The 23,582-nt window shown below is 70.7% G+C and carries 17 protein-coding genes and 1 pseudogene; 14 read left to right on the top strand and 4 right to left on the bottom strand.

Annotated features, from left to right (window positions below; all coding sequences use genetic code 11):
* Positions 1-22: 22 nt before the first annotated feature.
* The 4 genes from metH to ACZ4QV_RS14785 all read left to right on the top strand — a co-directional run bounded on the left by metH (position 23) and on the right by ACZ4QV_RS14785 (position 8,141).
* Entirely contained in the window at positions 23-3,532 is a 3,510-nt protein-coding gene (gene metH, locus ACZ4QV_RS14770; RefSeq protein ID WP_361587275.1) for a methionine synthase, read from the top strand.
* Between the two features lie 168 nt (positions 3,533-3,700).
* Positions 3,701-4,402: an HAD family hydrolase gene (locus tag ACZ4QV_RS14775; protein WP_361587273.1), complete on the top strand. Its 702-nt coding sequence runs from the start codon at positions 3,701-3,703 to the stop codon at positions 4,400-4,402.
* A 374-nt stretch (positions 4,403-4,776) separates the two neighbouring features.
* Positions 4,777-6,387, top strand: coding sequence for an ABC transporter substrate-binding protein (locus tag ACZ4QV_RS14780; RefSeq protein WP_361154106.1), 1,611 nt, complete (start codon positions 4,777-4,779; stop codon positions 6,385-6,387).
* Positions 6,388-6,551: 164 nt separating this feature from the next.
* The gene (locus ACZ4QV_RS14785; protein ID WP_361154104.1) at positions 6,552-8,141 is read left to right on the top strand and encodes an ABC transporter substrate-binding protein; all 1,590 of its coding nucleotides are present in this window, start codon (positions 6,552-6,554) and stop codon (positions 8,139-8,141) included.
* A gap of 197 nt (positions 8,142-8,338) precedes the next feature.
* Here ACZ4QV_RS14785 and ACZ4QV_RS14790 read toward each other — a convergent pair whose 3' ends face one another.
* Positions 8,339-9,010, bottom strand: a complete 672-nt coding sequence (locus ACZ4QV_RS14790; protein ID WP_003981597.1) for a response regulator — start codon at positions 9,008-9,010, stop codon at positions 8,339-8,341.
* A gap of 13 nt (positions 9,011-9,023) precedes the next feature.
* Positions 9,024-10,004 carry a RecB family exonuclease gene (locus ACZ4QV_RS14795; RefSeq protein ID WP_467762982.1) on the bottom strand — a complete coding sequence of 327 codons (981 nt, stop codon included), beginning with the start codon at positions 10,002-10,004 and terminating at the stop codon, positions 9,024-9,026.
* 480 nt (positions 10,005-10,484) lie between these two features.
* On the opposite strand from ACZ4QV_RS14795, the gene ACZ4QV_RS14800 reads away from it, so the two are divergent.
* From ACZ4QV_RS14800 to ACZ4QV_RS14810, 3 genes are all read left to right on the top strand, one after another.
* Positions 10,485-11,795: a site-2 protease family protein gene (locus ACZ4QV_RS14800; protein WP_361154100.1), complete on the top strand. Its 1,311-nt coding sequence runs from the start codon at positions 10,485-10,487 to the stop codon at positions 11,793-11,795.
* A gap of 836 nt (positions 11,796-12,631) precedes the next feature.
* On the top strand, positions 12,632-13,540 hold the full coding sequence (locus ACZ4QV_RS14805; RefSeq protein WP_003981600.1) for a tRNA (adenine-N1)-methyltransferase: 909 nt from the start codon (positions 12,632-12,634) through the stop codon (positions 13,538-13,540).
* A 225-nt stretch (positions 13,541-13,765) separates the two neighbouring features.
* The gene (locus tag ACZ4QV_RS14810; RefSeq protein ID WP_361154097.1) at positions 13,766-14,359 is read left to right on the top strand and encodes a hypothetical protein; all 594 of its coding nucleotides are present in this window, start codon (positions 13,766-13,768) and stop codon (positions 14,357-14,359) included.
* A gap of 15 nt (positions 14,360-14,374) precedes the next feature.
* On the opposite strand, the gene ACZ4QV_RS14815 is transcribed toward ACZ4QV_RS14810, so the two are convergent.
* The gene (locus ACZ4QV_RS14815) at positions 14,375-14,662 is read right to left on the bottom strand and encodes a ferredoxin (RefSeq protein WP_030017428.1); all 288 of its coding nucleotides are present in this window, start codon (positions 14,660-14,662) and stop codon (positions 14,375-14,377) included.
* Positions 14,663-14,903: 241 nt separating this feature from the next.
* Between ACZ4QV_RS14815 and arc the strand changes: the two genes are divergently transcribed.
* The 6 genes and pseudogenes from arc (at position 14,904) to prcA (ending at position 20,971) form a co-directional block, all read left to right on the top strand.
* Positions 14,904-16,670 carry a proteasome ATPase gene (gene arc, locus ACZ4QV_RS14820; RefSeq protein WP_125057258.1) on the top strand — a complete coding sequence of 589 codons (1,767 nt, stop codon included), beginning with the start codon at positions 14,904-14,906 and terminating at the stop codon, positions 16,668-16,670.
* Positions 16,671-16,946: 276 nt separating this feature from the next.
* Entirely contained in the window at positions 16,947-18,458 is a 1,512-nt protein-coding gene (gene dop / locus ACZ4QV_RS14825; RefSeq protein ID WP_361154094.1) for a depupylase/deamidase Dop, read from the top strand.
* 177 nt (positions 18,459-18,635) lie between these two features.
* Positions 18,636-18,854: a ubiquitin-like protein Pup gene (locus tag ACZ4QV_RS14830; protein ID WP_003981605.1), complete on the top strand. Its 219-nt coding sequence runs from the start codon at positions 18,636-18,638 to the stop codon at positions 18,852-18,854.
* Between the two features lie 283 nt (positions 18,855-19,137).
* Positions 19,138-19,316: pseudogene (locus tag ACZ4QV_RS14835) on the top strand (endonuclease domain-containing protein); the annotation flags it as partial.
* Positions 19,268-20,113 (top strand): proteasome subunit beta, encoded by an 846-nt coding sequence (gene prcB, locus ACZ4QV_RS14840; RefSeq protein ID WP_361154088.1) that lies wholly within the window; start codon positions 19,268-19,270, stop codon positions 20,111-20,113. The pseudogene ACZ4QV_RS14835 and the gene prcB, both read left to right, overlap by 49 nt.
* A gap of 63 nt (positions 20,114-20,176) precedes the next feature.
* On the top strand, positions 20,177-20,971 hold the full coding sequence (gene prcA, locus ACZ4QV_RS14845; protein WP_467762950.1) for a proteasome subunit alpha: 795 nt from the start codon (positions 20,177-20,179) through the stop codon (positions 20,969-20,971).
* 172 nt (positions 20,972-21,143) lie between these two features.
* On the opposite strand, the gene ACZ4QV_RS14850 is transcribed toward prcA, so the two are convergent.
* Positions 21,144-22,265: a LacI family DNA-binding transcriptional regulator gene (locus ACZ4QV_RS14850; protein ID WP_467762951.1), complete on the bottom strand. Its 1,122-nt coding sequence runs from the start codon at positions 22,263-22,265 to the stop codon at positions 21,144-21,146.
* 46 nt (positions 22,266-22,311) lie between these two features.
* Between ACZ4QV_RS14850 and ACZ4QV_RS14855 the strand changes: the two genes are divergently transcribed.
* Positions 22,312-23,580 (top strand): MFS transporter, encoded by a 1,269-nt coding sequence (locus ACZ4QV_RS14855; protein ID WP_361617128.1) that lies wholly within the window; start codon positions 22,312-22,314, stop codon positions 23,578-23,580.
* Positions 23,581-23,582 lie beyond the last annotated feature (2 nt).

Below are 23,582 nucleotides of genomic sequence, written 5' to 3' on the forward strand. Positions count from 1 at the left end.
TCGCAACCAGGGGAGCACCTCCATGGCCTCGTACACGCCATCGTCCACCAGCACATCCCGCACCACGGCACTCCGCGAGGCCCTCGCCTCCCGCGTGGTGGTGGCCGACGGGGCGATGGGCACGATGCTCCAGGCACAGGACCCGTCGATGGAGGACTTCCAGCAGCTGGAGGGCTGCAACGAGATCCTGAACATCACCCGTCCGGACATCGTCCGTTCGGTCCACGAGGAGTACTTCGCGGTCGGTGTCGACTGCGTCGAGACCAACACCTTCGGCGCCAACCACGCCGCGCTCGCCGAGTACGACATCCCCGAGCGGGTCTACGAACTGTCCGAGGCGGGCGCCCGCATCGCCCGCGAGGTCGCCGACGAGTTCACCGCCTCGACCGGGCAGCAGCGCTGGGTGCTCGGCTCCATGGGCCCCGGCACCAAGCTGCCCACCCTCGGCCACGTCGACTACGCCACCCTGCGCGACGCCTACCAGCAGAACGCCGAAGGCATGATCGCCGGCGGCGCCGACGCGCTGCTCGTCGAGACCACCCAGGACCTGCTCCAGACCAAGGCCGCCGTCCTCGGCGCCCGCCGCGCCCTGGAGGCCACCGGCACCGACCTGCCGGTGATCTGCTCGGTGACCGTCGAGACCACCGGCACCATGCTGCTCGGCTCGGAGATCGGCGCCGCGCTGACCGCGCTGGAGCCGCTCGGCATCGACATGATCGGCCTGAACTGCGCCACCGGCCCCGCCGAGATGAGCGAGCACCTGCGCTACCTCGCGCGCAACGCCCGCGTCCCGCTGTCCTGCATGCCGAACGCCGGTCTGCCCGTCCTCGGCAAGGACGGCGCCCACTACCCGCTGTCCCCGGGCGAGCTGGCCGACGCCCAGGAGACCTTCGTCGGCGAGTACGGGCTCTCGCTCGTCGGCGGCTGCTGCGGTACGACGCCGGAGCACCTGCGCCAGGTCGTCGAGCGGGTACGGGGCCTGGCCCCCACCGAGCGCAGCCCGCGCCCCGAGCCGGGCGCCGCCTCCCTGTACCAGACCGTCCCGTTCCGCCAGGACACCTCGTACCTGGCCATCGGTGAGCGCACCAACGCCAACGGCTCCAAGAAGTTCCGCGAGGCCATGCTGGACGGCCGCTGGGACGACTGCGTGGAGATGGCCCGCGACCAGATCCGCGAGGGCGCCCACCTGCTCGACCTGTGCGTGGACTACGTCGGCCGGGACGGCGTCGCCGACATGCGGGAGCTGGCCGGCCGCTTCGCCACCGCTTCCACCCTGCCCATCGTGCTGGACTCCACCGAGGTGCCGGTGATCCAGGCGGGCCTGGAGAAGCTCGGCGGCCGCACGGTCATCAACTCCGTCAACTACGAGGACGGCGACGGCCCCGAGTCGCGGTTCGCCAGGGTCGCCGCGCTGGCCCGGGAGCACGGCGCCGCCCTGATGGCGCTGACCATCGACGAGGAGGGCCAGGCCCGTACCGTCGAGAACAAGGTCGCCATCGCCGAGCGCATCATCGAGGACCTGACGTCCAACTGGGGCATCCGCGAGTCGGACATCCTCATCGACTGCCTGACCTTCACCATCTGCACCGGCCAGGAGGAGTCCCGCAAGGACGGCGTCAACACCATCGAGGCGATCCGCGAGCTGAAGCGGCGTCACCCCGACGTGCAGACCACGCTGGGCCTGTCCAACATCTCCTTCGGCCTCAACCCGGCCGCCCGTATCGTGCTCAACTCCGTCTTCCTCGACGAGTGCGTCAAGGCCGGACTGGACTCCGCGATCGTGCACGCCTCCAAGATCCTGCCGATCGCACGCCTGGAGGAGGAGCAGGTCAAGGTCGCCCTCGACCTGATCTACGACCGGCGCGAGGAGGGCTACGACCCGCTCCAGAAGCTCCTGGAGCTGTTCGAGGGCGCCACCGCCAAGTCGCTGAAGGCGGGCAAGGCCGAGGAACTGCTCGCGCTGCCCCTGGAGGAGCGGCTGCGGCGCCGCATCATCGACGGCGAGAAGAACGGCCTGGACGCCGACCTGGAAGCGGCGCTCGCCGAACGCCCGGCCCTGGACATCGTCAACGACACCCTGCTCGAAGGCATGAAGGTGGTCGGTGAGCTGTTCGGCTCCGGCCAGATGCAACTGCCGTTCGTGCTCCAGTCCGCCGAGGTCATGAAGACGGCGGTGGCCTACCTGGAGCCGCACATGGAGAAGACCGACGCCGACGGCAAGGGCACCATCGTCCTGGCGACCGTCCGCGGCGACGTGCACGACATCGGCAAGAACCTCGTCGACATCATCCTGTCCAACAACGGCTACAACGTCGTCAACCTCGGCATCAAACAGCCGGTTTCGGCCATCCTGGAAGCCGCCGAGGAACACCGGGCCGACGTCATCGGCATGTCGGGACTGCTGGTCAAATCCACGGTGATCATGAAGGAGAACCTGGAGGAGCTCAACCAGCGCAAGATGGCGGCCGACTTCCCCGTCATCCTCGGCGGCGCGGCCCTGACCCGCGCCTACGTCGAACAGGACCTGCACGAGATCTACGAGGGCGAGGTCCGCTACGCCCGCGACGCCTTCGAGGGCCTGCGCCTGATGGACGCCCTGATCGCCGTCAAGCGCGGCGTGCCCGGCGCCACCCTCCCCGAGCTCAAGCAGCGCCGCGTCCCCAAGCGCGACATCGAGATCAAGGAGCCGGAGCAGGAGGAGGGCACCGTCCGCTCCGACGTGTCCACCGACAACCCCGTGCCCACCCCGCCCTTCTGGGGCACCCGCGTCGTCAAGGGCATCCAGCTCGCCGACTACGCGTCCTGGCTGGACGAGGGCGCCCTGTTCAAGGGGCAGTGGGGCCTCAAGCAGGCCCGTACGGGTGACGGCCCCTCGTACGAGGAACTGGTCGAGTCCGAGGGACGGCCCCGGCTGCGCGGCTGGCTGGACAAGCTCCAGACCGAGAACCTCCTGGAGGCCGCCGTCGTCCACGGGTACTTCCCCTGCTACTCCAAGGGCGACGACCTGATCCTGCTCAACGAGGACGGCACCGAGCGCACCCGCTTCACCTTCCCGCGCCAGCGCCGCGGCCGGCGGCTGTGCCTGGCCGACTTCTTCCGCCCGGAGGAGTCCGGCGAGCGGGACGTGGTCGGCCTTCAGGTCGTCACCGTCGGCTCGAAGATCGGCGAGGCCACCGCCGAGCTGTTCGCCTCCGACTCCTACCGCGACTACCTGGAACTGCACGGCCTGTCCGTGCAGCTCGCCGAGGCCCTCGCCGAGTACTGGCACGCCCGCGTCCGCGCCGAGCTGGGCTTCGCGGGCGAGGACCCCGCTGACGTCGAGGACATGTTCGCGCTGAAGTACCGCGGCGCCCGCTTCTCGCTCGGCTACGGGGCCTGCCCCGACCTGGAGGACCGCGCCAAGATCGCCGACCTGCTGCGGCCGGAGCGGATCGGGGTGCAGCTCTCGGAAGAGTTCCAGCTGCACCCGGAGCAGTCCACCGACGCGATCGTCATCCACCACCCGGAGGCGAAGTACTTCAACGCGCGGTAGCAGCGGTGGTACCGGGGCCGGCGGGGCCACGGAAGTCCCCGCGGGCCACGCGCGTCTCCCCGCTCAGCCGTACACTGGTCGGTCCGGTAGAGGCCGGCCGCTCCCCCTCGCGGGAGAGCGGCCGGCCCTTTCGTCCCTCCGGGGACGCGCGAGTACGGAGGTGCACGGATGACCAGCAGCATCCCCGCGGTAGGTACCCGTACGGCCGACGGCGCCACCCTGCAGGCCGTCTTCCTCGACCTGGACGGCACCCTCGTCGACACCGAGGGCTTCTGGTGGGAGGCGGAGGCCCAGGTCTTCGCCGGACTGGGCCACGTACTGGACGACCACCACCGCCAGGTCGTCGTCGGCGGGCCGATGAAGCGCAGCGCCGCGTACCTGATCGAGGTGACCGGCGCCGACATCGGCCTGGACGAGCTGAGCGTGCTGCTCAACGCCCGGTTCGCCGAGCGCATCGCCCGCGGCGTGCCGCTGATGCCCGGCGCCCGCCGGCTGCTCGCCGAGCTGTCCGCGCACGGCGTGCCCACCGCCCTGGTCTCCGCCTCGCACCGCACCGTCATCGACCGGATGCTGCACTCCCTGGGCCCGGAGCACTTCCGCCTGACCCTGGCGGGCGACGACCTGCCCCGTACGAAGCCCCACCCGGACCCGTACCTGACCGCGGCCGCCCGGCTCGGTGTGGACCCCCGGCGCTGCGCCGTGGTGGAGGACACCGTCACCGGTGTGACGGCGGGGGAGGCGGCCGGCTGCCAGGTCGTCGCGGTGCCGTCGGTCGCCCCGATCGGCCCCGGCGCGGGCCGTACCGTCGTCGGTTCGCTGGAAGAAGTGGATCTCCCATTTCTCCGGTCGCTCATCACGGACGGCCGGTGACACGTGCACTGAGCGTGTCCCGCTGAAAACGGAAGAAACTGTAAGGAGCGGGCCGCTCATTTTCCGTGACGAATGCGGCGGCCGAATTCAGCCGGACGATCACCTCAATGGCGGAGTGACGTTTCTCACGCGCAGACCCGTCGACAGTGCGGCGTGCGGTCGTTCCAGGGGGGCTTTCTCCTGGTTTCCCTGGGGGTAAGTGTCCGGATTGATGGAGGCACGCACGGTTCGTTCCACCGTCCGGATATCGATCACCGGCCATCCGTTATCCGGGCGTGATATTCGTTCAACTCTGTTGTGTCCCGGAGGCCCTGGCAGTTCCTACTAATGTCAACGCGAGCAACACCTCTGCGCTGATAAGGAACCTGCCGACGATGAATCGCAAGACCTTGGTGCTGCCGGCTCTGGCCGGTCTGCTCGTCCCCACGCTCGCCGCCTGCGGCAGTTCGGACGGCTCCGGCGAAGGCGGCAAGCCGATCAAGGTCGGCACCACCGCCCAACTGGAGGCCACCAAGGACGCGCCCGCCCCGCTCGACCCCGCGCAGGCGTACGACGTCGACGCGTGGAACGTGCTGCGCGGAACCCTGCAGACGCTCATGCGCCTGCCCCGCAGCGGCACCGCGCCGGTCCCCGAGGCCGCCGAGTCCTGCGGATTCCGCGACACCCAGAACGAGCAGTTCCGCTGCAAACTCCGCGACGGACTGAAGTTCTCCAACGGGCACGCCCTGACGTCCAAGGACGTGAAGTTCTCCATCGACCGGATGCTGGCCATCAAGTACGACCGTGGCCCCATCTCCCTGGTGGACAACGTCGACAAGGTCGAGACGCCCAGCGACACCGAGGTGGTCTTCCACCTCAAGAAGCCGGACGCCACCTTCCCGCAGAAGCTCGCCACCCCGGCGGCGGCCATCGTCGACAGCGAGGTGTATCCGGCCAAGGGCCTCTACAAGGGCTTCGAGGTGTCCGGCTCCGGTCCGTACACCGTCAAGGTCGAGCACAGCGGAGAGCGCATCAGCAAGGCCGTCTTCACCAAGAACCCCGACTACAAGGGCGGGATCGAGGCGAAGAACTCCACCGTCGAGATGCAGTTCTTCGAGGACTCCGACGGCATGGAGAAGGCCCTGCGCAAGGGCGACATCGACCTGATGAACCGCAGCCTGACCCCCGACCAGATCAAGGGCCTGGAGAACGCCCGCGACGAGCACGTCGCCCTGACGGCCGTACCCGGCTCCGAGATCCGCTACCTGGCCTTCAACACCGACGATCCCTCGGTCTCCGACAAGGCCGTCCGCCAGGCCATGGCCCAGTTGGTCAACCGCTCCGCGCTGGTTCGCGACGTGTACTCCTACGCCGGCGACCCGCTGTACTCCCTGGTGCCCAAGGGCCTCACCGGCCATATCAACTCGTTCTTCACCAAGTACGGCAACCCGAGCGTCCCCGCCGCCCGCAAGATCCTCCAGCAGGCGCACATCAACACCCCGGTGAAGCTCACCCTCACCTACACCGCGAACCACTACGGCTCCAGCACCGCCAAGGAGTTCAGGGAACTCCAGAGCCAGCTCAACAAGAGCGGCCTGTTCGAGGTCCAGATCAAGGGCATCGACAACTGGACCCAGTTCCGCAAGGAGCAGTCCGAGGGCAAGTACGCCGCCTACGGCATGGGCTGGTTCGCCGACCTCCCCGACGCGGACAACTACATCGCGCCGTTCATCGGCAAGGGGAACTTCCTCAACTCCCCGTACCGCAACAACAAGATCGAGTCCCAGCTGATCCCCACCACCCGGCAGCAGACCGACCGCAACTCCGCCGCCGAGGGCTTCAAGCAGGCCCAGGACATCATCGCGGACGAGGTACCGATCCTCCCGCTGTGGCAGGGCAAGCAGTACGTCGCCTCCCGCGACGACATCACCGGCGCCGAGTGGGCCCTGAACTCCTCCTCGGCCCTCCAGATCTGGGAACTGGGCCGCGGCGTGAGCAGCAACTGACGACGACCTCCGGCCGGCGCCACCGCGCGCCGGCCGGCTGCCGCATCCCCGAGACGGCGCGCACCACCACAACCGATGACGGCACCCTGCCGGCACACCGACACCGGCACCCGCCGGTGCGGACACACCGCTGAACCGCCAGGACGACTGTGAGGAACACGCACGTGAGGAAACGCGACCAGTGGCTCGCCGCACCGCTGGGGGCAGGGCTCGTCGCCGCCCTGCTCAGCGGCTGCGGAACCGGCGAGGGTTCGGCCGCCGGGACCGGTGAACCCGTGGTGATGGGCATGACCGACAAGGTCGTCTCCACCGACCCGGCCGCCGGCTACGACCCGGTCTCCTGGCTGCTGTTCAACAACGTCTTCCAGTCGTTGCTGAGCTTCCCCAAGGGCAGCACCAGCCCCGAGCCCGAGGCCGCCGACTCCTGCGGCTTCGTCGAGGGCGGCAGCACCGTCTACAAGTGCACCCTCAAGGACGGCCTGAAGTTCAGCAACGGCAACAGCCTGACCTCCGAGGACGTCAAGTTCTCCTTCGACCGGATCAAGCGGATCAACGACAAGCGCGGCCCGGCCGTGATGTTCGCCGGTCTGGACAAGGTCGAGGCCCCCGACGACCGGACGGTCGTCTTCCGCCTCAAGAGTCCCGACGCGACCTTCCCCATGAAGATCGCCTCCGGTGCCGGCTCCATCGTCGACCACCGTGAGTACGCGCCCGACAAGCTGCGCACCGACAACAAGGCCGTCGGCTCCGGCGTCTACACCCTCAACGACTACGACGCCTCCTCCGAAGCCGTCTTCGGCGTCAACAGCTCGTACAAGGGCCCCGCCAAGGTCAAGAACTCCGGCATGACCATGAAGTTCTTCACCAGTCAGGACACGCTGAAGAAGGCGGTCCAGGACGGCTCCATCGACATCGCCTACCGCGGTCTGGCCATGAGGGACATCGCCTCGCTGGACCAGGCGTCCGACAGCCAGACGCAGGGCATCCAGGTCGTCGAAGGCAAGAGCGCCGAGGTCATGCACCTGGTCTTCAACATGCGCGACCCGGTGGCCGGCAAGCTCGGCGTCCGCAAGGCCGTCGCCTACCTGCTGGACCGCTCCACGCTCGTCCGCGACGTCTACAAGCGCACCGCCGAACCGCTGTACTCGATCGTCCCCGCGGGCATCACCGGCCACAACACGGCCTTCTTCTCCACCTACGGCGACCGGCCGCAGACCGACAAGGCCCTCGCCGCCCTGCGCGACGCCGGCTACAACAACAAGAAGGTCCCGCTCACCCTCTGGGCCACCCCCGTCCGCTACGGCCCCGGCACCGTCCCGGCCTTCCAGGAGATCGCCCAGCAGCTCAACGCCAGCGGCCTCTTCGACGCCAAGGTCAAGAGCGTGCCCATCGAGGAGTTCGAGCAGGGCGTGGAAGCCGGGAAGTACGGCGCCTACGTCAAGGGCTGGGTCCCCGACTACCCGGACCCCGACAACTTCACCCAGCCGTTCTTCGGCAAGGACAACGTCCTGCGCAACCACTACGACGCCAAGCGGATCACCTCGAAGCTGCTGCCCGGCACCGCCGGCCAGCCCGACCGGCAGGCGACCAAGACCGCCTTCCGCGAGGTGCAGGACATCGTCGCCGAGGAACTGCCGGTCATACCGGTGTGGCAGGGCAAGCAGTACGCCGTCGCCCGCCAGAACGTCGACGGCCTCCAGTGGACGCTGGACGCCACCACCGTCTTCCGCTTCTGGGAGCTGAAGAAGGGCTGACCGGACGGCCCGTCCGCTACGTACGGCTACGGCCCGGCCCGCCACCGCTCCTTCGGGGAGCGGGGCGGGCCGGGCCGTTCTCGTGCTTCTCCGTGCGGCGTCGTACGCCTCTCGCCGCCTCGTACGCCTCGTACGCCTCGTACGCCTCGTACGCCTCGTACGCGTCGCAGGGGCGCGGCCGGCGCCGGTGTGCCGGGCTACTGGGCGCCGGGGCGCACCAGCCCGCTCTCGTACGCGTACACCGCGGCCTGCACCCGGTCCCGCAGCCCCAGCTTCGTCAGCACGTGCCCGACGTGCGTCTTGACCGTCGTCTCGCTCACGAACAGGTCCGCGGCGATCTCCGCGTTCGACAGACCGCGCGCCACCAGCTTCAGCACCTCCACCTCCCGCTCGGTGAGGGTGTGCAGCGTGTCCGGCACCGGCTCCTCACCGGACGGCAGATGACCCGCGTACTTGTCCAGCAGCCGACGCGTGATGCTCGGCGCGAGCATCGCCTCGCCCGCCGCCACCACCCGGATCGCCTGCACCAGCTCCTGGGCCGGCGCGTCCTTCAGCAGAAAGCCGCTGGCCCCCGCGCGCAGCGCCTCGACCACGTACTCGTCCAGGTCGAAGGTGGTCAGCACCAGCACCTTCGCCGGGCCGTCCTTCGCCGGCCCGGTGATCTGCCGGGTCGCCTCGACCCCGTCCATCCGCGGCATCCGGATGTCCATCAGCACCACGTCGGGCTGCAGCGCCCGCACCTGCTCCAGCGCCTGCAGACCGTCCCCGGCCTCGCCGACGACCGCGAGATCCTGCTCGGCCTCCAGGATCATCCGGAAACCGGTACGCAGCAGCGGCTGGTCGTCGACCAGCAGGACGCGGATTGCCACAGGAACTCCTTCGTTAGACCAGGTCCATTCTGCCCTGCCCCGCCCCGGACACCGCCACGGGGAGAGCCCGGCCGGGCCCGGGAACCGGCAGCGGGTACGGCGGGGGAGTACCGCCGAACTCCGGGCACACCGCCTGGTGGTCGCACCACCCGCACAGCTTCGTACGGCGCGGCCGCCAGTCACCGGTCTCCGTCGCCCGCTGGATGGCGTCCCACAGTGCCAGCAGCTTGCGCTCCACGCCCCGCAGGTCCGCCTCGGTCGGGTCGTACGTCAGCACGTCACCACTGCCCAGGTACACGAGCTGCAACCGCCGCGGCACCCGGCCGCGCAGCCGCCACATGACCAGCGCGTAGAACTTCATCTGGAACAGCGGACCGTCGGCGTACTCCGGGCGGGGCGCCTTGCCGGTCTTGTAGTCGACGAGCCGCACCTCACCCGTCGGCGCCACGTCCACCCGGTCGATGAAGCCGCGCAGCCGCAGCCCCGAGTCCAGCACCGTCTCCACGTACAGCTCGCGGTCGGCGGGCTCCAGCCGCGTCGGGTCCTCCAGCGTGAACCACCGCTCCACCAGCGCCTCGGCGTCCGCCAGCCACGCCGCCAGCCGCTCGCCCGACGGATCGTCCTCGAACAGCCCGGCCAGCTCGGGACGCTTCGCCAGCAGCTTCTCCCACTCGCCCGGCACCATCGAGCGCGCACCGCCCGCCGTACGCTGCGCGGCCGGAGCGTCGAAGAGGCGCTCCAGCACCGCGTGCACCACCGTGCCGCGCGTCGCCGCGGGGCTCGGCTTCTCCGGCAGCTTGTCGATCACACGGAAGCGGTACAGCAGCGGACACTGCATGAAGTCGCCCGCCCGGGACGGGGAGAGCGAGACGGGAGGGGCGGCGGGCAGGGCTGAGGAGGGCAGGGGAGCGGGGGCGCCGGGGACCGGGTCCGTGCCGGTGCCGGCCGGGGGCGTGCCGGCGGCCCTGTCGGGCCCGGTGTCGGCCGCGGGCACGGGACCGGGAGCGGGCACGGGGGCAGGATCCGGCACGGTGACTGCGGCGGATGTCACAGCCTCGCCGGGCGCGCCGCACTCACCGGGCTCGCCGGACGCCTCGGGCGCGCCGGGCGGCCCGGGATCGCCGACCGCCCCGGGCGCGCCGGTCTGCACCGCCGCTCCGTCCGCCGGGGCCTCGCCGGACGCCTTGCCCTGTCGGCCTTGTCGGGCCTGTCCGCCTCCGCCCTGACTGCTCTGTCCGGCGTCCGCGGCGTCCGGCCCGGCCTCTTCGGTGCTCGTTCCCATGACACCCGACCCTACGGCCCGCCACTGACAGCCACCGCAACCGAGGGATCACAATGGGAGACCGAGGCAGGGTGTCGCGAAGCACTCCGCATACCATCGACGCCAGACCCCTTCGCCCTGCATGATCGACAAGCCGTACCGGACAGCACCTGGACGGACAGGAGCGAAGGCCGCAACCGACGAGGGGACGCCGTGGACGAGAGTGGGAAGTCGCAGGACCCTGAGGAGTCCGCGCACCACGGACCGCCCGACCCGCCCGGACCGTCCGACCCGGCCCGCGCCACCGGCCGTACGAGGCCGTCCGGGAACCGCCCCTCCGCGCAGCGCCCGGCCAAGGAAGGCCGGGGCAGGCGCACCGGCGGCGGCATCCTCATGGGCCGCCCCTTCGGCGTACCGGTCTACGTGGCCCCCAGCTGGTTCGTCGTCGCCGCCCTGATCACCTGGGTCTTCGGCGGCCAGCTCGAACGGATCCTGCCGGAGCTCGGCTCCGCCCGTTACCTCGTCTCGCTCTTCTTCGCCGTCGCCTTCTACGCCTCGGTGCTCGTCCACGAGCTGGCGCACACCGTCGCCGCGCTGCGCTTCAAGCTCCCCGTGCGCCGTATCCAGCTCCAGTTCTTCGGTGGTGTCTCCGAGATCGAGAAGGAGTCCGAGACGCCCGGCCGCGAGTTCGTCCTGGCCTTCGTCGGCCCGCTGCTCTCGCTGGTCCTCGCGGGCGTCTTCTACGGCGCGATGAAGGTGGTCGAGCCCGGCACCGTACCCGGTGTGCTGCTCGCCGGGCTGATGATCTCCAACCTCATCGTCGCCGTCTTCAACCTGCTGCCCGGCCTCCCGCTCGACGGCGGCCGGATGCTCCGCGCCGTCGTGTGGAAGCTCACCGGCAAGCCGATGACCGGCACCGTCGCCGCCGCCTGGGTCGGCCGCGCGCTCGCCGTCTCCGTCCTGATCGGCCTGCCGCTGCTCACCCACACCGGCGCCCTGGGCAACACCCCCACCGACCTCGGCGGCGCCGACTCGATCACCGACGCGCTGCTCGCCGCGATCCTCGCCGCGATCATCTGGACCGGCGCGGGCAACAGCCTGCGCATGGCCCGCCTGCGCGAACGCCTCCCGGACCTCCAGGCCCGCACCCTCACCCGGCGCGCCGTCCCGGTGGAGGCCGACACCCCGCTCTCCGAGGCCCTGCGCCGCGCCAACGACGCGGGCGCGCGCGCCCTGGTCGTCGTGGACCGGGTGGGCCGGCCCACCGCCGTGGTCCGCGAGACGGCCATCGTCGGCGTCCCCGAGCACCGCCGCCCCTGGGTCGCCGTCAGCGGCCTCGCCCAGGACCTCAAGGACGGGATGCGGGTCTCCGCCGAACTGGCCGGCGAGGACCTGCTGGACTACCTGCGCGCCACCCCCGCCACCGAGTACCTGGTGGTCGAGGAGACCGGCGAGATCTACGGAGTCCTGTCCACCGCCGACGTCGAACGCGCCTTCGTCGCCGCCATGGCCCGCCCGTCCTGACCGCTGCCACACGGTTCCCGCCCCGCCCGCCCGGGTAAGCCCCCGCTGGGGGGACGACCACACCCGCCCCGTAAGGCGGCCGCCCACGCCGCCCAGCCCACCCCTCCGGGCGCCGGCCCACCCCTCCCGGCGCCGGCCGACCCCCGTGTTTCGGCGCGCTCCCGGATTGCGGCTCAGGCTCCGTCCCGCCTCCGGAATCCGGCCTCGGCTCCATACCGCCTCCGGGCCCCTGCCCCGGCCCCGCCTCGCCTCCGGGCTTCGTCCCGGGCTCACTCGGTTCGGCTCGGCGGCTTGGTGCCCGCCGCCTCTGGGTAAGCCCCTGCTGGGGGACGTTCGCGCTCCGCCCCGTGTGGCGGGCGGTCGCCATACGTCCCAGTCCGGCCCCGTACGGCGGGCGACTGCCCCGGGCCCCGGGCCCGCCTCCGGACTTCGTCCCGGTCCCACTCGGCCCGGCTCGGCGGCTTGGTGCCCGCCGCTCCTGGGTAAGCCCCCGCTGGGGGTGTTCGCGCTCCGCCCCGTATGGCGGGCGGCCGCCACGCGTCCCAGTCCGGCCCCGTACGGCGGGCGACTGCCCGGGGCCCCGGCCCCCGGGCCCCGGCCTCGCCCGTAACCTCGGCACGCGCCCCGGCCCGTAACCACCGGCACGCGCCCCCCGCCCGTACGGCCGGACGACCACCACGCGCCCGGCCGAGCCCCGTACCCAGCCCGCACCCCGCCCACGCCCCGCCCCCGCGACCTCTCCCCGCCCCCGTGCCCTCTCCCTGCCCCCGCGCCCTCCCCTTGGCCCCGCCCCCACCCTGGTACGGAGCACCCCTCACGCCCGGTAGGCTGGTCACATGTCCGAACCGACCGGTGCCGCCCGCCGTCGCGGGCCCTTCAAGGTCGGGGACCAGGTCCAGCTCACCGATCCCAAGGGACGCCACTACACGTTCACGCTCGAAGAGGGCAAGAGCTTCCACACCCACAAGGGAGCCTTCCCCCACGACGAGCTGATCGGTGCTCCCGAGGGCAGTGTTGTCCGTACCACCGGGAACGTCGCCTACCTCGCGCTGCGCCCGCTGCTCCCCGACTACGTCCTGTCCATGCCCCGCGGCGCCGCCGTGGTCTACCCCAAGGACGCGGGGCAGATCCTGGCGATGGCCGACATCTTCCCCGGCGCCCGCGTCGTCGAGGCGGGGGTGGGGTCCGGCTCGCTCAGCAGCTTCCTGCTGCGCGCCATCGGCGACCAGGGCATGCTGCACAGCTACGAGCGGCGCGCCGACTTCGCCGAGATCGCCACGCAGAACGTCGAGCGGTACTTCGGCGGTCCGCACCCGGCGTGGACACTCACCGTCGGTGACCTCCAGGACAACCTCTCCGACACCGACGTCGACCGGGTCATCCTGGACATGCTCGCCCCCTGGGAGTGCCTGGAGGCCGTCTCCAAGGCGCTCGTCCCGGGCGGCATCCTGTGCGCGTACGTGGCCACCACGACGCAGCTGGCCCGTACCGTCGAGGCCATCCGCGAGCACGGCACCTTCAACGAGCCGTCGGCCTGGGAGACCATGGTCCGCACCTGGCACGTCGAGGGCCTGGCCGTCCGCCCCGACCATCGCATGATCGGGCACACCGGCTTCCTGCTGACCGCCCGCCGTCTCGCGGACGGTGTCGAGCCGCCGCTGCGCCGCCGTCGCCCGGCCAAGGGCGCGTACGGCGAGGACTACTCCGGTCCCGGCAGCTCCAGCGGGGGCGCGGAGCGCGGCTGACCCGGCGCACGCCCCGGCCAGCGCGGCCGGCCCGCCTCGCACGCCCCCTCGAACCGTCCGGCGCCGCCGACCAGTTCCCGCCCCACGGGAACCGTCGGCGGCGCCGTCGCGTTCAGCGGGTGGAGGCCCGGCGGGAAACCCCGCCCGAGTGTTCCCCGGCGGCCCGGCCTGTGGAACGATGCTGGGCACTCCCACCGCCACAGCTCTTCACAGGAGTTACCCCGCGTGCAGTTCACGGCCGGCCAGGACCTTCCGCACACCCGCACCCGCGCCCTGCACTGGCTCGCCACCGCTGCCGCCCTGGCGGCGGTGGTCGCGGCCGCGTCCTTCGTCCAGCCTCCCGACGCCACGGCCACCACCGACGCCGCCTCCGCCGCCCGCGCGGCCGCCGCCCCGGCCCCCGACCCGCGCGCCGCGGCCTATCCGGTGGACTGCGGCCCGAACCGCCTCGACGTGGTGGACAGCGCCAGCGGCGACCTGGACGGCGACGGCAGCTCCGAGACCGTCGCCGTGGTGCGCTGCCACACCGAGACGGGCACCCCGCCCAGCGGCGTGTACGTCCTCACCGGCCCCGCGGGGGGCAAGGCGGGCAAGGGAGCCCCGCGGGTCGTCGCGACCCTTCTCGCGCCCGCACAGCAGCGCAGCGTGGACGGTTTCGCCGTACGCGACGGTGTGGTCGCCGCGACACTCCTGGGCTACTCCTCGACCGGCGTGCCGCGCTGCTGCCCGGACGTCCGGGTGCCGACCAAGTGGCAATGGAAAGGCGGGAAGTTCGTCCGGAGCGAACTTCCCGCCTCTTCCGACACCGAGCGTGTGTGATCGGTCACACGGCGACTACTCCGCGTCCGGGCCGTAGACCTCCACCCGGTCCGCGACGCGGCGTACGTGGATGCAGTCGCCCGGGCATTCCTTCGCGGAGTCCCGTACGTCGTTGAGCAGCGGCAGCGGGACGGGGGTGGTGGCCCCCTTGTCCTGGAGCAGCTCGTCGTCGGCGCTTTTCACATAAGCCAGACCGTCGATGTCGAGTTCGAAGACCTCCGGCGCGTACTGCGCACAGATGCCGTCGCCGGTGCAGAGGTCCTGGTCGATCCAGACCTCCAGTGCTTCGTCCTGCGCCGTCATCTCGCCTGCCGTTCCTGCGTACGTGAATCAAATGGGGCCCACCCTGACGGGTGTTGACCGTCTCGACGATACAACCGTCCGCTTTCTGATGTTGTTGGGTGGGTATCCCCCTGAGGTGAGGACGTGCGCAAGGGTGAAGATCGGACACACCCCGACAGTCTTTTCGATCTAGGGGTTTCAACCTGCACCGGCCCAGGTAGGGTCAGGAAGCGTCCAGCTCCCCTTGGAGGAGGTGAGGACCGTGGCAGCCCACGACGACGACATCAACCGCGGCATCCGGCCGGGGCGGGGGTCCGACGACCCTGCCGGTCAGGTTGCCTATCTTGAGCAGGAGATCGCCGTCCTGCGACGCAAGCTCGCCGACTCTCCGCGTCACACGAGGATTCTCGAAGAGCGGATCGTCGAGCTGCAGACCAACCTGGCCGGTGTTTCGGCACAGAACGAGCGACTCGCCAACACCCTGCGCGAGGCGCGTGACCAGATCGTGGCCCTCAAGGAAGAGGTCGACCGGCTCGCGCAGCCGCCGGCCGGTTTCGGCGTCTTCCTGCAGGCGAACGAGGACGGTACGGCCGACATCTTCACCGGAGGCCGAAAACTCCGGGTGAACGTCAGTCCCAGCGTGGACCTCGACGAGCTGCGGCGTGGCCAGGAGGTCATGCTCAACGAAGCGCTCAACGTGGTCGAGGCCATGGAGTACGAGAACGCCGGGGACATCGTCACCCTCAAGGAGATCCTTGAGGACGGCGAGCGCGCCCTGGTCATCGGGCACACCGACGAGGAGCGGGTGGTGCGGCTCGCCGAGCCGCTGCTGGACATCAACATCCGCGCCGGCGACGCCCTGCTCCTGGAGCCCCGCTCCGGCTATGTCTACGAGGTCATTCCCAAGAGCGAGGTCGAGGAGCTCGTCCTCGAAGAGGTCCCGGACATCGACTACACGAAGATCGGCGGTCTGGGCGGCCAGATCGAACTGATCCGCGACGCGGTCGAGCTCCCGTACCTCTACCCCGACCTGTTCAAGGAGCACGAACTGCGCCCGCCCAAGGGCGTACTGCTCTACGGACCGCCCGGCTGCGGCAAGACGCTCATCGCCAAGGCGGTCGCCAACTCGCTCGCCAAGAAGGTCGCCGAGGTGACCGGCCAGCCCGCGGGGAAGAGCTTCTTCCTCAACATCAAGGGCCCCGAGCTGCTGAACAAGTACGTCGGTGAGACGGAGCGGCACATCCGCCTCGTCTTCCAGCGGGCCCGGGAGAAGGCGAGCGAGGGCACCCCCGTCATCGTCTTCTTCGACGAGATGGACTCCCTCTTCCGCACCCGCGGGTCCGGAGTCAGCTCGGACGTGGAGAACACCATCGTCCCGCAGCTGCTCTCCGAGATCGACGGCGTGGAGGGCCTGGAGAACGTCATCGTCATCGGTGCCTCCAACCGCGAGGACATGATCGACCCGGCGATCCTGCGCCCCGGCCGGCTGGACGTCAAGATCAAGATCGAGCGTCCGGACGCCGAGGCCGCCAAGGACATCTTCTCGAAGTACCTCACCGAGCGCCTGCCGCTGCACGCCGACGACCTCGGCGAGCACGGCGACTCCCGCAAGGCCGCGGTCAGCGCGATGATCCAGTCGGTCGTCGAGCAGATGTACGCGGAATCCGAGGAGAACCGCTTCCTGGAGGTCACCTACGCCAACGGTGACAAGGAAGTCCTGTACTTCAAGGACTTCAACTCCGGCGCAATGATCGAAAACATCGTCGGACGCGCCAAGAAGATGGCCATCAAGGCATTCCTCGAACACAACCAGAAGGGTCTTCGCGTCGCCCACCTGCTCCAGGCGTGCGTGGACGAGTTCAAGGAGAACGAGGACCTGCCCAACACCACCAACCCGGACGACTGGGCCCGCATCTCCGGCAAGAAGGGCGAGCGGATCGTTTACATCCGCACCCTGGTCACCGGCAAGCAGGGCGCGGACACCGGCCGCTCCATCGACACGGTGGCGAATACCGGCCAATACCTGTAACACCGCCGACCGGCTGCGGATGTCCTGCACGGGGCGTCCGCAGCCGGACGCGTTTCCGGGGCTCCGCGGGTGATCCCCGGAAGGCTGCGACGGAGCAGGTGAAAACCGGACTGGAGCAATGACTGTAATGATCTCCCCAGCGCCGCAAAGGCGTTCTAGGCTCTTCGGTACCGCCGCGTCACGCACTGCGGAAGCGGGGGCCGCACACGGACCGGAAGCGCAGCGGTACTTGAGCGCCGACCCCATCCGGGGGCGCCGCCGGGCAAGGAGGGCCGCATGACCGTACGGCGAGTAATGGGAATCGAGACGGAGTACGGGATCTCCGTCCCCGGCCACCCGAACGCCAATGCCATGCTCACCTCGTCCCAGGTCGTCAACGCGTACGCGGCGGCGATGCAACGGGCGCGACGCGCCCGCTGGGACTTCGAGGAGGAGAACCCGCTGCGGGACGCCCGAGGCTTCGACCTCGCCCGCGAGAACGCCGACGCCAGCCAGCTCACCGACGAGGACATCGGGCTGGCCAATGTGATCCTCACCAACGGGGCACGTCTGTACGTCGACCACGCGCATCCGGAGTACAGCTCGCCGGAGGTCACCAACCCGCGCGACGCGGTGCTCTGGGACAAGGCGGGGGAGCGCATCATGGCCGAGGCCGCCGAGCGCGCGGCCCAGGTCCCCGGCGCCCAGCCCATCCACCTCTACAAGAACAACACCGACAACAAGGGCGCCTCCTACGGCACGCACGAGAACTACCTGATGAAGCGGGAGACCCCGTTCTCGGACATCGTGCGGCATCTGACGCCCTTCTTCGTCTCCCGCCAGGTCTACGCCGGCGCCGGCCGGGTCGGCATCGGCCAGGACGGCCACGAGCACGGCTTCCAGATCAGCCAGCGGGCCGACTACTTCGAGGTCGAGGTCGGTCTGGAGACCACCCTCAAGCGGCCCATCATCAACACCCGCGACGAGCCGCACTCCGACGCCGAGAAGTACCGCAGGCTGCACGTGATCATCGGCGACGCGAACCTCTCCGAGATCTCCACGTACCTGAAGCTGGGCACCACGGCGCTGGTCCTGTCCATGATCGAGGACGGCTTCATCGCCGTCGATCTCGCCGTCGACCAGCCCGTACGCACCCTCCACCAGGTCTCCCACGACCCGACGCTGCGCCACCTGATCACCCTGCGCAGCGGCCGGACCCTGACCGCCGTACAACTCCAGATGGAGTACTTCGAGCTGGCGCGCAAGTACGTGGAGGACCGGCTCGGCGCGGACGCCGACGAGCAGACCAAGGACGTCCTGGCCCGCTGGGAGGACGTGCTGGGGCGCCTGGAGCACGACCCGATGAGCCTGTCCGGCGAACTGGACTGGGTGGCCAAGCGGGAGTTGATGGAGGGCTACCGGCGCCGGGACGGCGTGGAGTGGGACGCGGCCCGCCTCCACCTCGTCGACCTCCAGTACGCCGACGTACGGGCCGACAAGGGCCTCTACAACCGTCTCGCGGCCCGCGGCAAGATGAAGCGCCTGCTGACCGACGAGGAGGTGGCGCGGGCCGTCCAGGCGCCGCCGGAGGACACCCGGGCGTACTTCCGCGGCCGGTGCCTGGAGCAGTACGCGGACGACGTGGCGGCGGCCTCCTGGGACTCGGTGATCTTCGATCTGCCGGGCCGTGACTCTCTGCAACGGGTGCCGACGCTCGAACCGCTGCGCGGCACGCGTAACCACGTGAAAGAGCTGCTCGACCGGTGCCGTACGGCCGAGGACCTGGTGCGGGTCCTGTCCGGAGGGTGACGGCGGGCCGGATCGGGCACCCGATCCGGGGCTAAAGGTCCCCCGTCCGGGAATCATCGGGGTGACTCCCGGACGTTGTACGAAGACGACCGAGAACAGGGCCGATGTCAGACCTTCCTTGTAGGGTCTGATCTTGACAGTCACATCGAGCGGGGCGAACCGAGCGGGGTGAGGGACATGGCGACCAAGGACACCGGCGGCGGACAGCAGAAGGCGACGCGTTCGACCGAGGAGGTCGAGGAGCAGTCGCAGGACGCGCAGGCCGCGGACGATCTCAAGGAGCGGCAGGAGAAGCTGTCGGACGACGTCGACTCCGTGCTGGACGAGATCGACGACGTGCTCGAAGAGAACGCCGAGGATTTCGTGCGGTCGTTCGTGCAAAAGGGCGGACAGTAACCGATCGCCGGGTTCCGTCGGCGGCCGGCGCACCGGACGTGCGGACGCAGCGGGCCAGCACGGTCCGCGCACGCCGCGCGAGCCGTGTGCGCGAACCGGCGTGACGGTCCCCGGCTCCGGCTCCGGGAGCGTGCGGCCGCACAGGCTGCCGCGTGCTCCCGGAATCGCCGGTACGCGCGCTCGGCGAGCGCGTACGCACAAGCCGTCCCGGGTGTCGGCGCACGGTCGTGGGGGCCGGAAGGTGAAGGGCCGCCGCTGCCGTCGTCCGGTCCGTTCCCGCGTGCATGTGGATCATGACCGCAGGACAGGTAAGGTCCGGGACGTACTGTGCTTCAGCTGCAACGCAGCGCTGGGCCAATTCAAGGATCGGCCGGACGTCCTGGGGCGGCGGCCGAATATCCGGAAGGAAACGTGTGGAAGCCAACACTCGTAACGCCGGGCATCTACCAGCTGCCTTCCTGACGTCCGGGTCCTCGTCGTTCATGGACTTCCTCGGGGAGCACGCGCCGGAACTGCTGCCGGGCCGGCGTCCGCCGCTGCCCGTGCAGGGGACCATCGAGGCGCCGCACGGCACCACGATCGTCGCGGCGTCGTTCCCCGGCGGGGTGGTGCTCGCCGGTGACCGCCGCGCGACGATGGGCAACGTCATCGCGCAGCGCGACATCGAGAAGGTCTTCCCGGCCGACGAGTACTCCGCCGTCGGCATCGCCGGCACGGCCGGTCTCGCGGTCGAGATGGTCAGGCTCTTCCAGCTGGAGCTGGAGCACTTCGAGAAGGTCGAGGGCGCCCAACTCTCCCTGGAGGGCAAGGCGAACCGTCTCTCGACGATGATCCGCAGCAACCTCGGCATGGCCATGCAGGGCCTGGCCGTGGTGCCGCTGTTCGCCGGCTGGGACGTGGACCGCGAGAAGGGCCGCATCTTCTCGTACGATGTGACCGGCGGGCGCTCGGAGGAGCACGGCTTCGCCTCGACGGGCTCCGGCTCGGTCTTCGCGCGCGGTGCCCTCAAGAAGCTCTACCGCGACGACCTCACGGAGAACCAGGCCGCCACGGCCGTGGTCCAGGCGCTGTACGACGCCGCGGACGACGACTCGGCGACCGGCGGCCCGGACATGGCCCGACGGATCTACCCGATCGTCACGGTGATCACCGACGAGGGCTTCAAGCGGTACACCGAGGCGGAGGTGTCGGAGATCGCCCGCGCCATCCACGAGCAGCGGCTCGACCGGCCCGACGGCCCGCGTGCCGCGCTGCTCTGAGGACGGGAGACCGCCATGCACGCGCCACTGAGAGAGTCATTGACAGAAAGGGACGGATAGCCGGTGTCGACGCCGTTCTATGTCTCACCCCAGCAGGCCATGGCCGACCGGGCGGAGTACGCCCGCAAGGGTATCGCGCGCGGCCGCAGCGTCGTGGTGCTGCAGTACACCGACGGCGTGGTCTTCGTCGCCGAGAATCCCTCCCGGGCCCTGCACAAGGTCAGCGAGATCTACGACCGCATCGCCTTCGCGGCGGTCGGCAAGTACAACGAGTTCGAGAATCTGCGCATCGGCGGTGTGCGCTACGCCGACCTGCGCGGCTATACCTACGACCGCGCGGACGTGACCGCCCGCGGCCTTGCCAATGTCTACGCCCAGACCCTCGGCTCGATCTTCTCCAGCGCCGCCGAGAAGCCCTACGAGGTGGAGCTGATCGTCGCGGAGGTGGGCAACGCCCCCGAGGACGACCAGATCTACCGGCTGCCGCACGACGGTTCGATCGTGGACGAGCACGGCTCGGTCGCGGTCGGCGGCAACGCCGATCAGATCAGCAGCTACCTCGATCAGCGACACCGCGACGGCATGACGCTGGACGAGGCGCTGAAGCTGGCCGTCGAGTCGCTCTCCCGCGACAACAACGGCGGTGAACGCACCCTGGCCGCCGACCAGTTGGAGGTCGCGACCCTGGACCGAACGCGTCCGCAGCAGCGGAAGTTCAAGCGGATCCTGGGCCGTCAGCTCTCCCGGCTGCTGGAGGAGCACGGCACCGCGGCCTCCGGGGAAGCCGCGGACGACGCCTCGGACTCCGCGGACGCCGAGGGCACTTCCGGCTCCGAAGGCGGCTCCGGCACGTCGTGACGCGACACGGTCGGCGTACGGCGGGACCGTACGCCGCCGTCCTTACGCGCCGCCGTCCGTACGGCACGGGCCTTCTCGCGCCCCGGTGGGTATGCACCCGCCGGGGCGCGCCGCGTTCCGGGGCCGCTGCGGCCGTCTTGCCCGCGCCCGCTGCAGCGGCGGCACCGTTTCCCTACGGCGGTGGCGCCGTCGAGCCGCGCACGAGCAGTTCGACGGGCAGTGTCACGGTCTCCGGCGCGCCGCCGTCCAGGGCGGTCATCAGGGCGCGCATCCCGGCGGCACCGACCTCCTCGGCGGGCAGTCGTACGGTCGTCAGTTCCGGTTCCACGGCCATGGCCAGCGCCAGGTCGTCGAGGCCGGTGACGGAGACGTCCTCCGGCACCCGCAGGCCCAGCCGGCGAGCCGCCTTGCAGGCGCCGGCCGCCAGCAGGTCGTCGTCGCACAGGAGGGCGGTCGGGCGGGGGCCCGGCCGGGTCAGGGCCGCGTGGGCCGCGTGCAGACCGGCTTCCACGCTGAGCGCGGCGGGCTCGCTGCGCACGTCCGCGTCCGGGACGCCGCGCAGCGCCTCGGCGAAGGCGGCGGACCGTACGTGGAAGGTCCAGGAGTCGATGGCGGCGGCGAGGTGGGTGATGCGGCGGTGGCCGAGGGCGAGCAGATGCGCGGTGAGCCGCCGGACGCCGTCGGCGATGTCGGGGTTGACGGTCGCGGTGGCCTGGGCGTCGTCCGGATCGCTGTCGAGCATGACCAGCGGCAGCTCCTCGCCGCGCATGGCCGTCAGGGCGTCGGTGGCCATGGAGGAGGCGATGACGCCGTCGAGTGCCGCGCGCGCCGAGGCGAAGGGGTCCCGGGCCGGGCCGATGCCCTCGGGGGAGGGGTACAGGACGACACCGAAGCCGTGGTCGGCGGCCGCGCGCGCCGCGCCGGTGTAGACGCGGGCGAAGTACTCGCTGGTCAAGGCGGGGACGACGAGCAGGGCGGTGCGGGTGCGGCCGGTCCGCAGGTTGCGCGCGGCAAGGTTGGGGCGGTAGCCGAGGTCGCGTGCGGCGGTGCGTACCGCGTCGGCTTTGCGGGGTGAGACGCGGCCGCGCCATTTGCCGCCCAGCACGAGGGAGACGGCGGCCTGCGAGACGCCGGCGGCACGGGCGACGTCGCGGCTGGTGACACGGGGTGCGGAGGGGGCGCCGGGACGCGCTGCTGTCGGCTGCTCGTGGGTGGTCACCGGGGCCGGGCTCCTCGCGTCGTACGTCGCGGTGTGGACCCGCGGGTTGCGTCCATGGTACGTATGACGCCGCACGTTATACGTAACACTTCCTGGCCGTGCCAGGGGAGAAGAGGCGGGCATGGCCGCTGGGTACGCGGAACTGCTGAGGACGCGCCACGCGGCCCGGCTGCTGGCCGGAACGCTGGTCGGCCGGCTGCCGAACGCGACCGGACCGCTCGCCGTCGTGCTCTTCACCCGCGCCGAGGGCGGCAGCTACGTCCTCGCGGGCGTCCTCTCCGCCGTGTACGGGGTGTGCAACGCGATCGGGCAGCCGCTCCTGGGGCGCGCGGTGGACGTGTACGGGCAGCCGCGCGTGATGCTGCCCTCGGCCGTGGTCTCCGCCCTGGGCATGGCGCTGCTGGCGGTCGTCGGTCTCGATCCGCTGCCCGTGGCGTACGCGGCCATGGTGATAGCCGGGTTCTTCACGCCCCCGCTGGAGGGCGGGCTGCGGGCGCTGTGGCCGGGGGTGCTCAAGCGCGCGGACCGGGTCCATGCCGCGTACGCGCTGGACGCGGTGGCGCAGGAAGTGCTCTTCGCGGTGGGCCCGCTGCTGGTGACGATGTGTGTGGCGCTCTGGTCCGAGCGGTGGGCGCTGCTGGTGATCAACGTGATCGGGGTGCTCGGCGCGCTCTCCGTGGTCGCCTCCGCGCCTTCGCGGCAGTGGCGCAGCGCGCCGCGTGAGGCGCACTGGCTCGGGGCCCTGCGGTCCTCCGGGATGCTGGTGCTGATCGCCTCGTTCTTCTTCGTGGGGCTGGCGCTCGGGTCCATCGCGGTGGCGGCGGTCGCGTACGCCGACGAGCACGGCGGCGGAATGGTCTCCAGCTACCTGCTGTCCGCGCTCGGCGTGGGCGCCCTTCTGGGCGGGGTGGTGTACGGCGCGCGGCAGTGGCCCGGCCACCCGGAGAACCGGCTGCGGCTGCTGGTGGCGCTGCTGGCGCTGGGCTACCTGCCGCTCGCGCTGACGCCGGGCGTGGTGGGGATGACGCTGCTGACGGGGGTGGCGGGGGTGTTTCTGGCGCCGGCGCTGGCGTGCGCGTTCGTCGTCGTGGACGGACACGCGCCCAGGGGGACGGTCACCGAGGCGTTCTCCTGGCTGGTGACGACGTTCGGGGTCGGGTCCGCGCTGGGGATGACGGTGGTCGGGCCCGCGGTGGAGCGGGGCGGCCCGGCCGCCGGGTTCGGTGTGGCGGGGGCGGGCGGTGTCGCCGCACTGCTCGTACTCCTGTCGACAAAGCGCTTTCTTTCTCCCCGTGGACGTGGCGTCGTGAGCGATGCTGTGCAGGCCACGGCGGAAAATGATCGGAACGAGGCCGCCCAACCCGGTTTCAGAGCAGGCCATCAGGCGTAATG

The organism is Streptomyces sp. NPDC026394 (genome assembly GCF_055567735.1).

What these genes read in the sequence shown, in the direction of transcription:
- ACZ4QV_RS14775 (WP_361587273.1), top strand. Translation starts at nt 3,701, where the DNA reads ATGACCAGCAGCATCCCCGCGGTAGGTACCCGTACGGCCGACGGCGCC.
- ACZ4QV_RS14780 (WP_361154106.1), top strand. Translation starts at nt 4,777, where the DNA reads ATGAATCGCAAGACCTTGGTGCTGCCGGCTCTGGCCGGTCTGCTCGTC.
- ACZ4QV_RS14830 (WP_003981605.1), top strand. Translation starts at nt 18,636, where the DNA reads ATGGCGACCAAGGACACCGGCGGCGGACAGCAGAAGGCGACGCGTTCG.
- metH (WP_361587275.1), top strand. Translation starts at nt 23, where the DNA reads ATGGCCTCGTACACGCCATCGTCCACCAGCACATCCCGCACCACGGCA.
- ACZ4QV_RS14815 (WP_030017428.1), bottom strand. Translation starts at nt 14,662, where the DNA reads ATGACGGCGCAGGACGAAGCACTGGAGGTCTGGATCGACCAGGACCTC.
- ACZ4QV_RS14855 (WP_361617128.1), top strand. Translation starts at nt 22,312, where the DNA reads ATGGCCGCTGGGTACGCGGAACTGCTGAGGACGCGCCACGCGGCCCGG.
- dop (WP_361154094.1), top strand. Translation starts at nt 16,947, where the DNA reads ATGACCGTACGGCGAGTAATGGGAATCGAGACGGAGTACGGGATCTCC.
- ACZ4QV_RS14805 (WP_003981600.1), top strand. Translation starts at nt 12,632, where the DNA reads ATGTCCGAACCGACCGGTGCCGCCCGCCGTCGCGGGCCCTTCAAGGTC.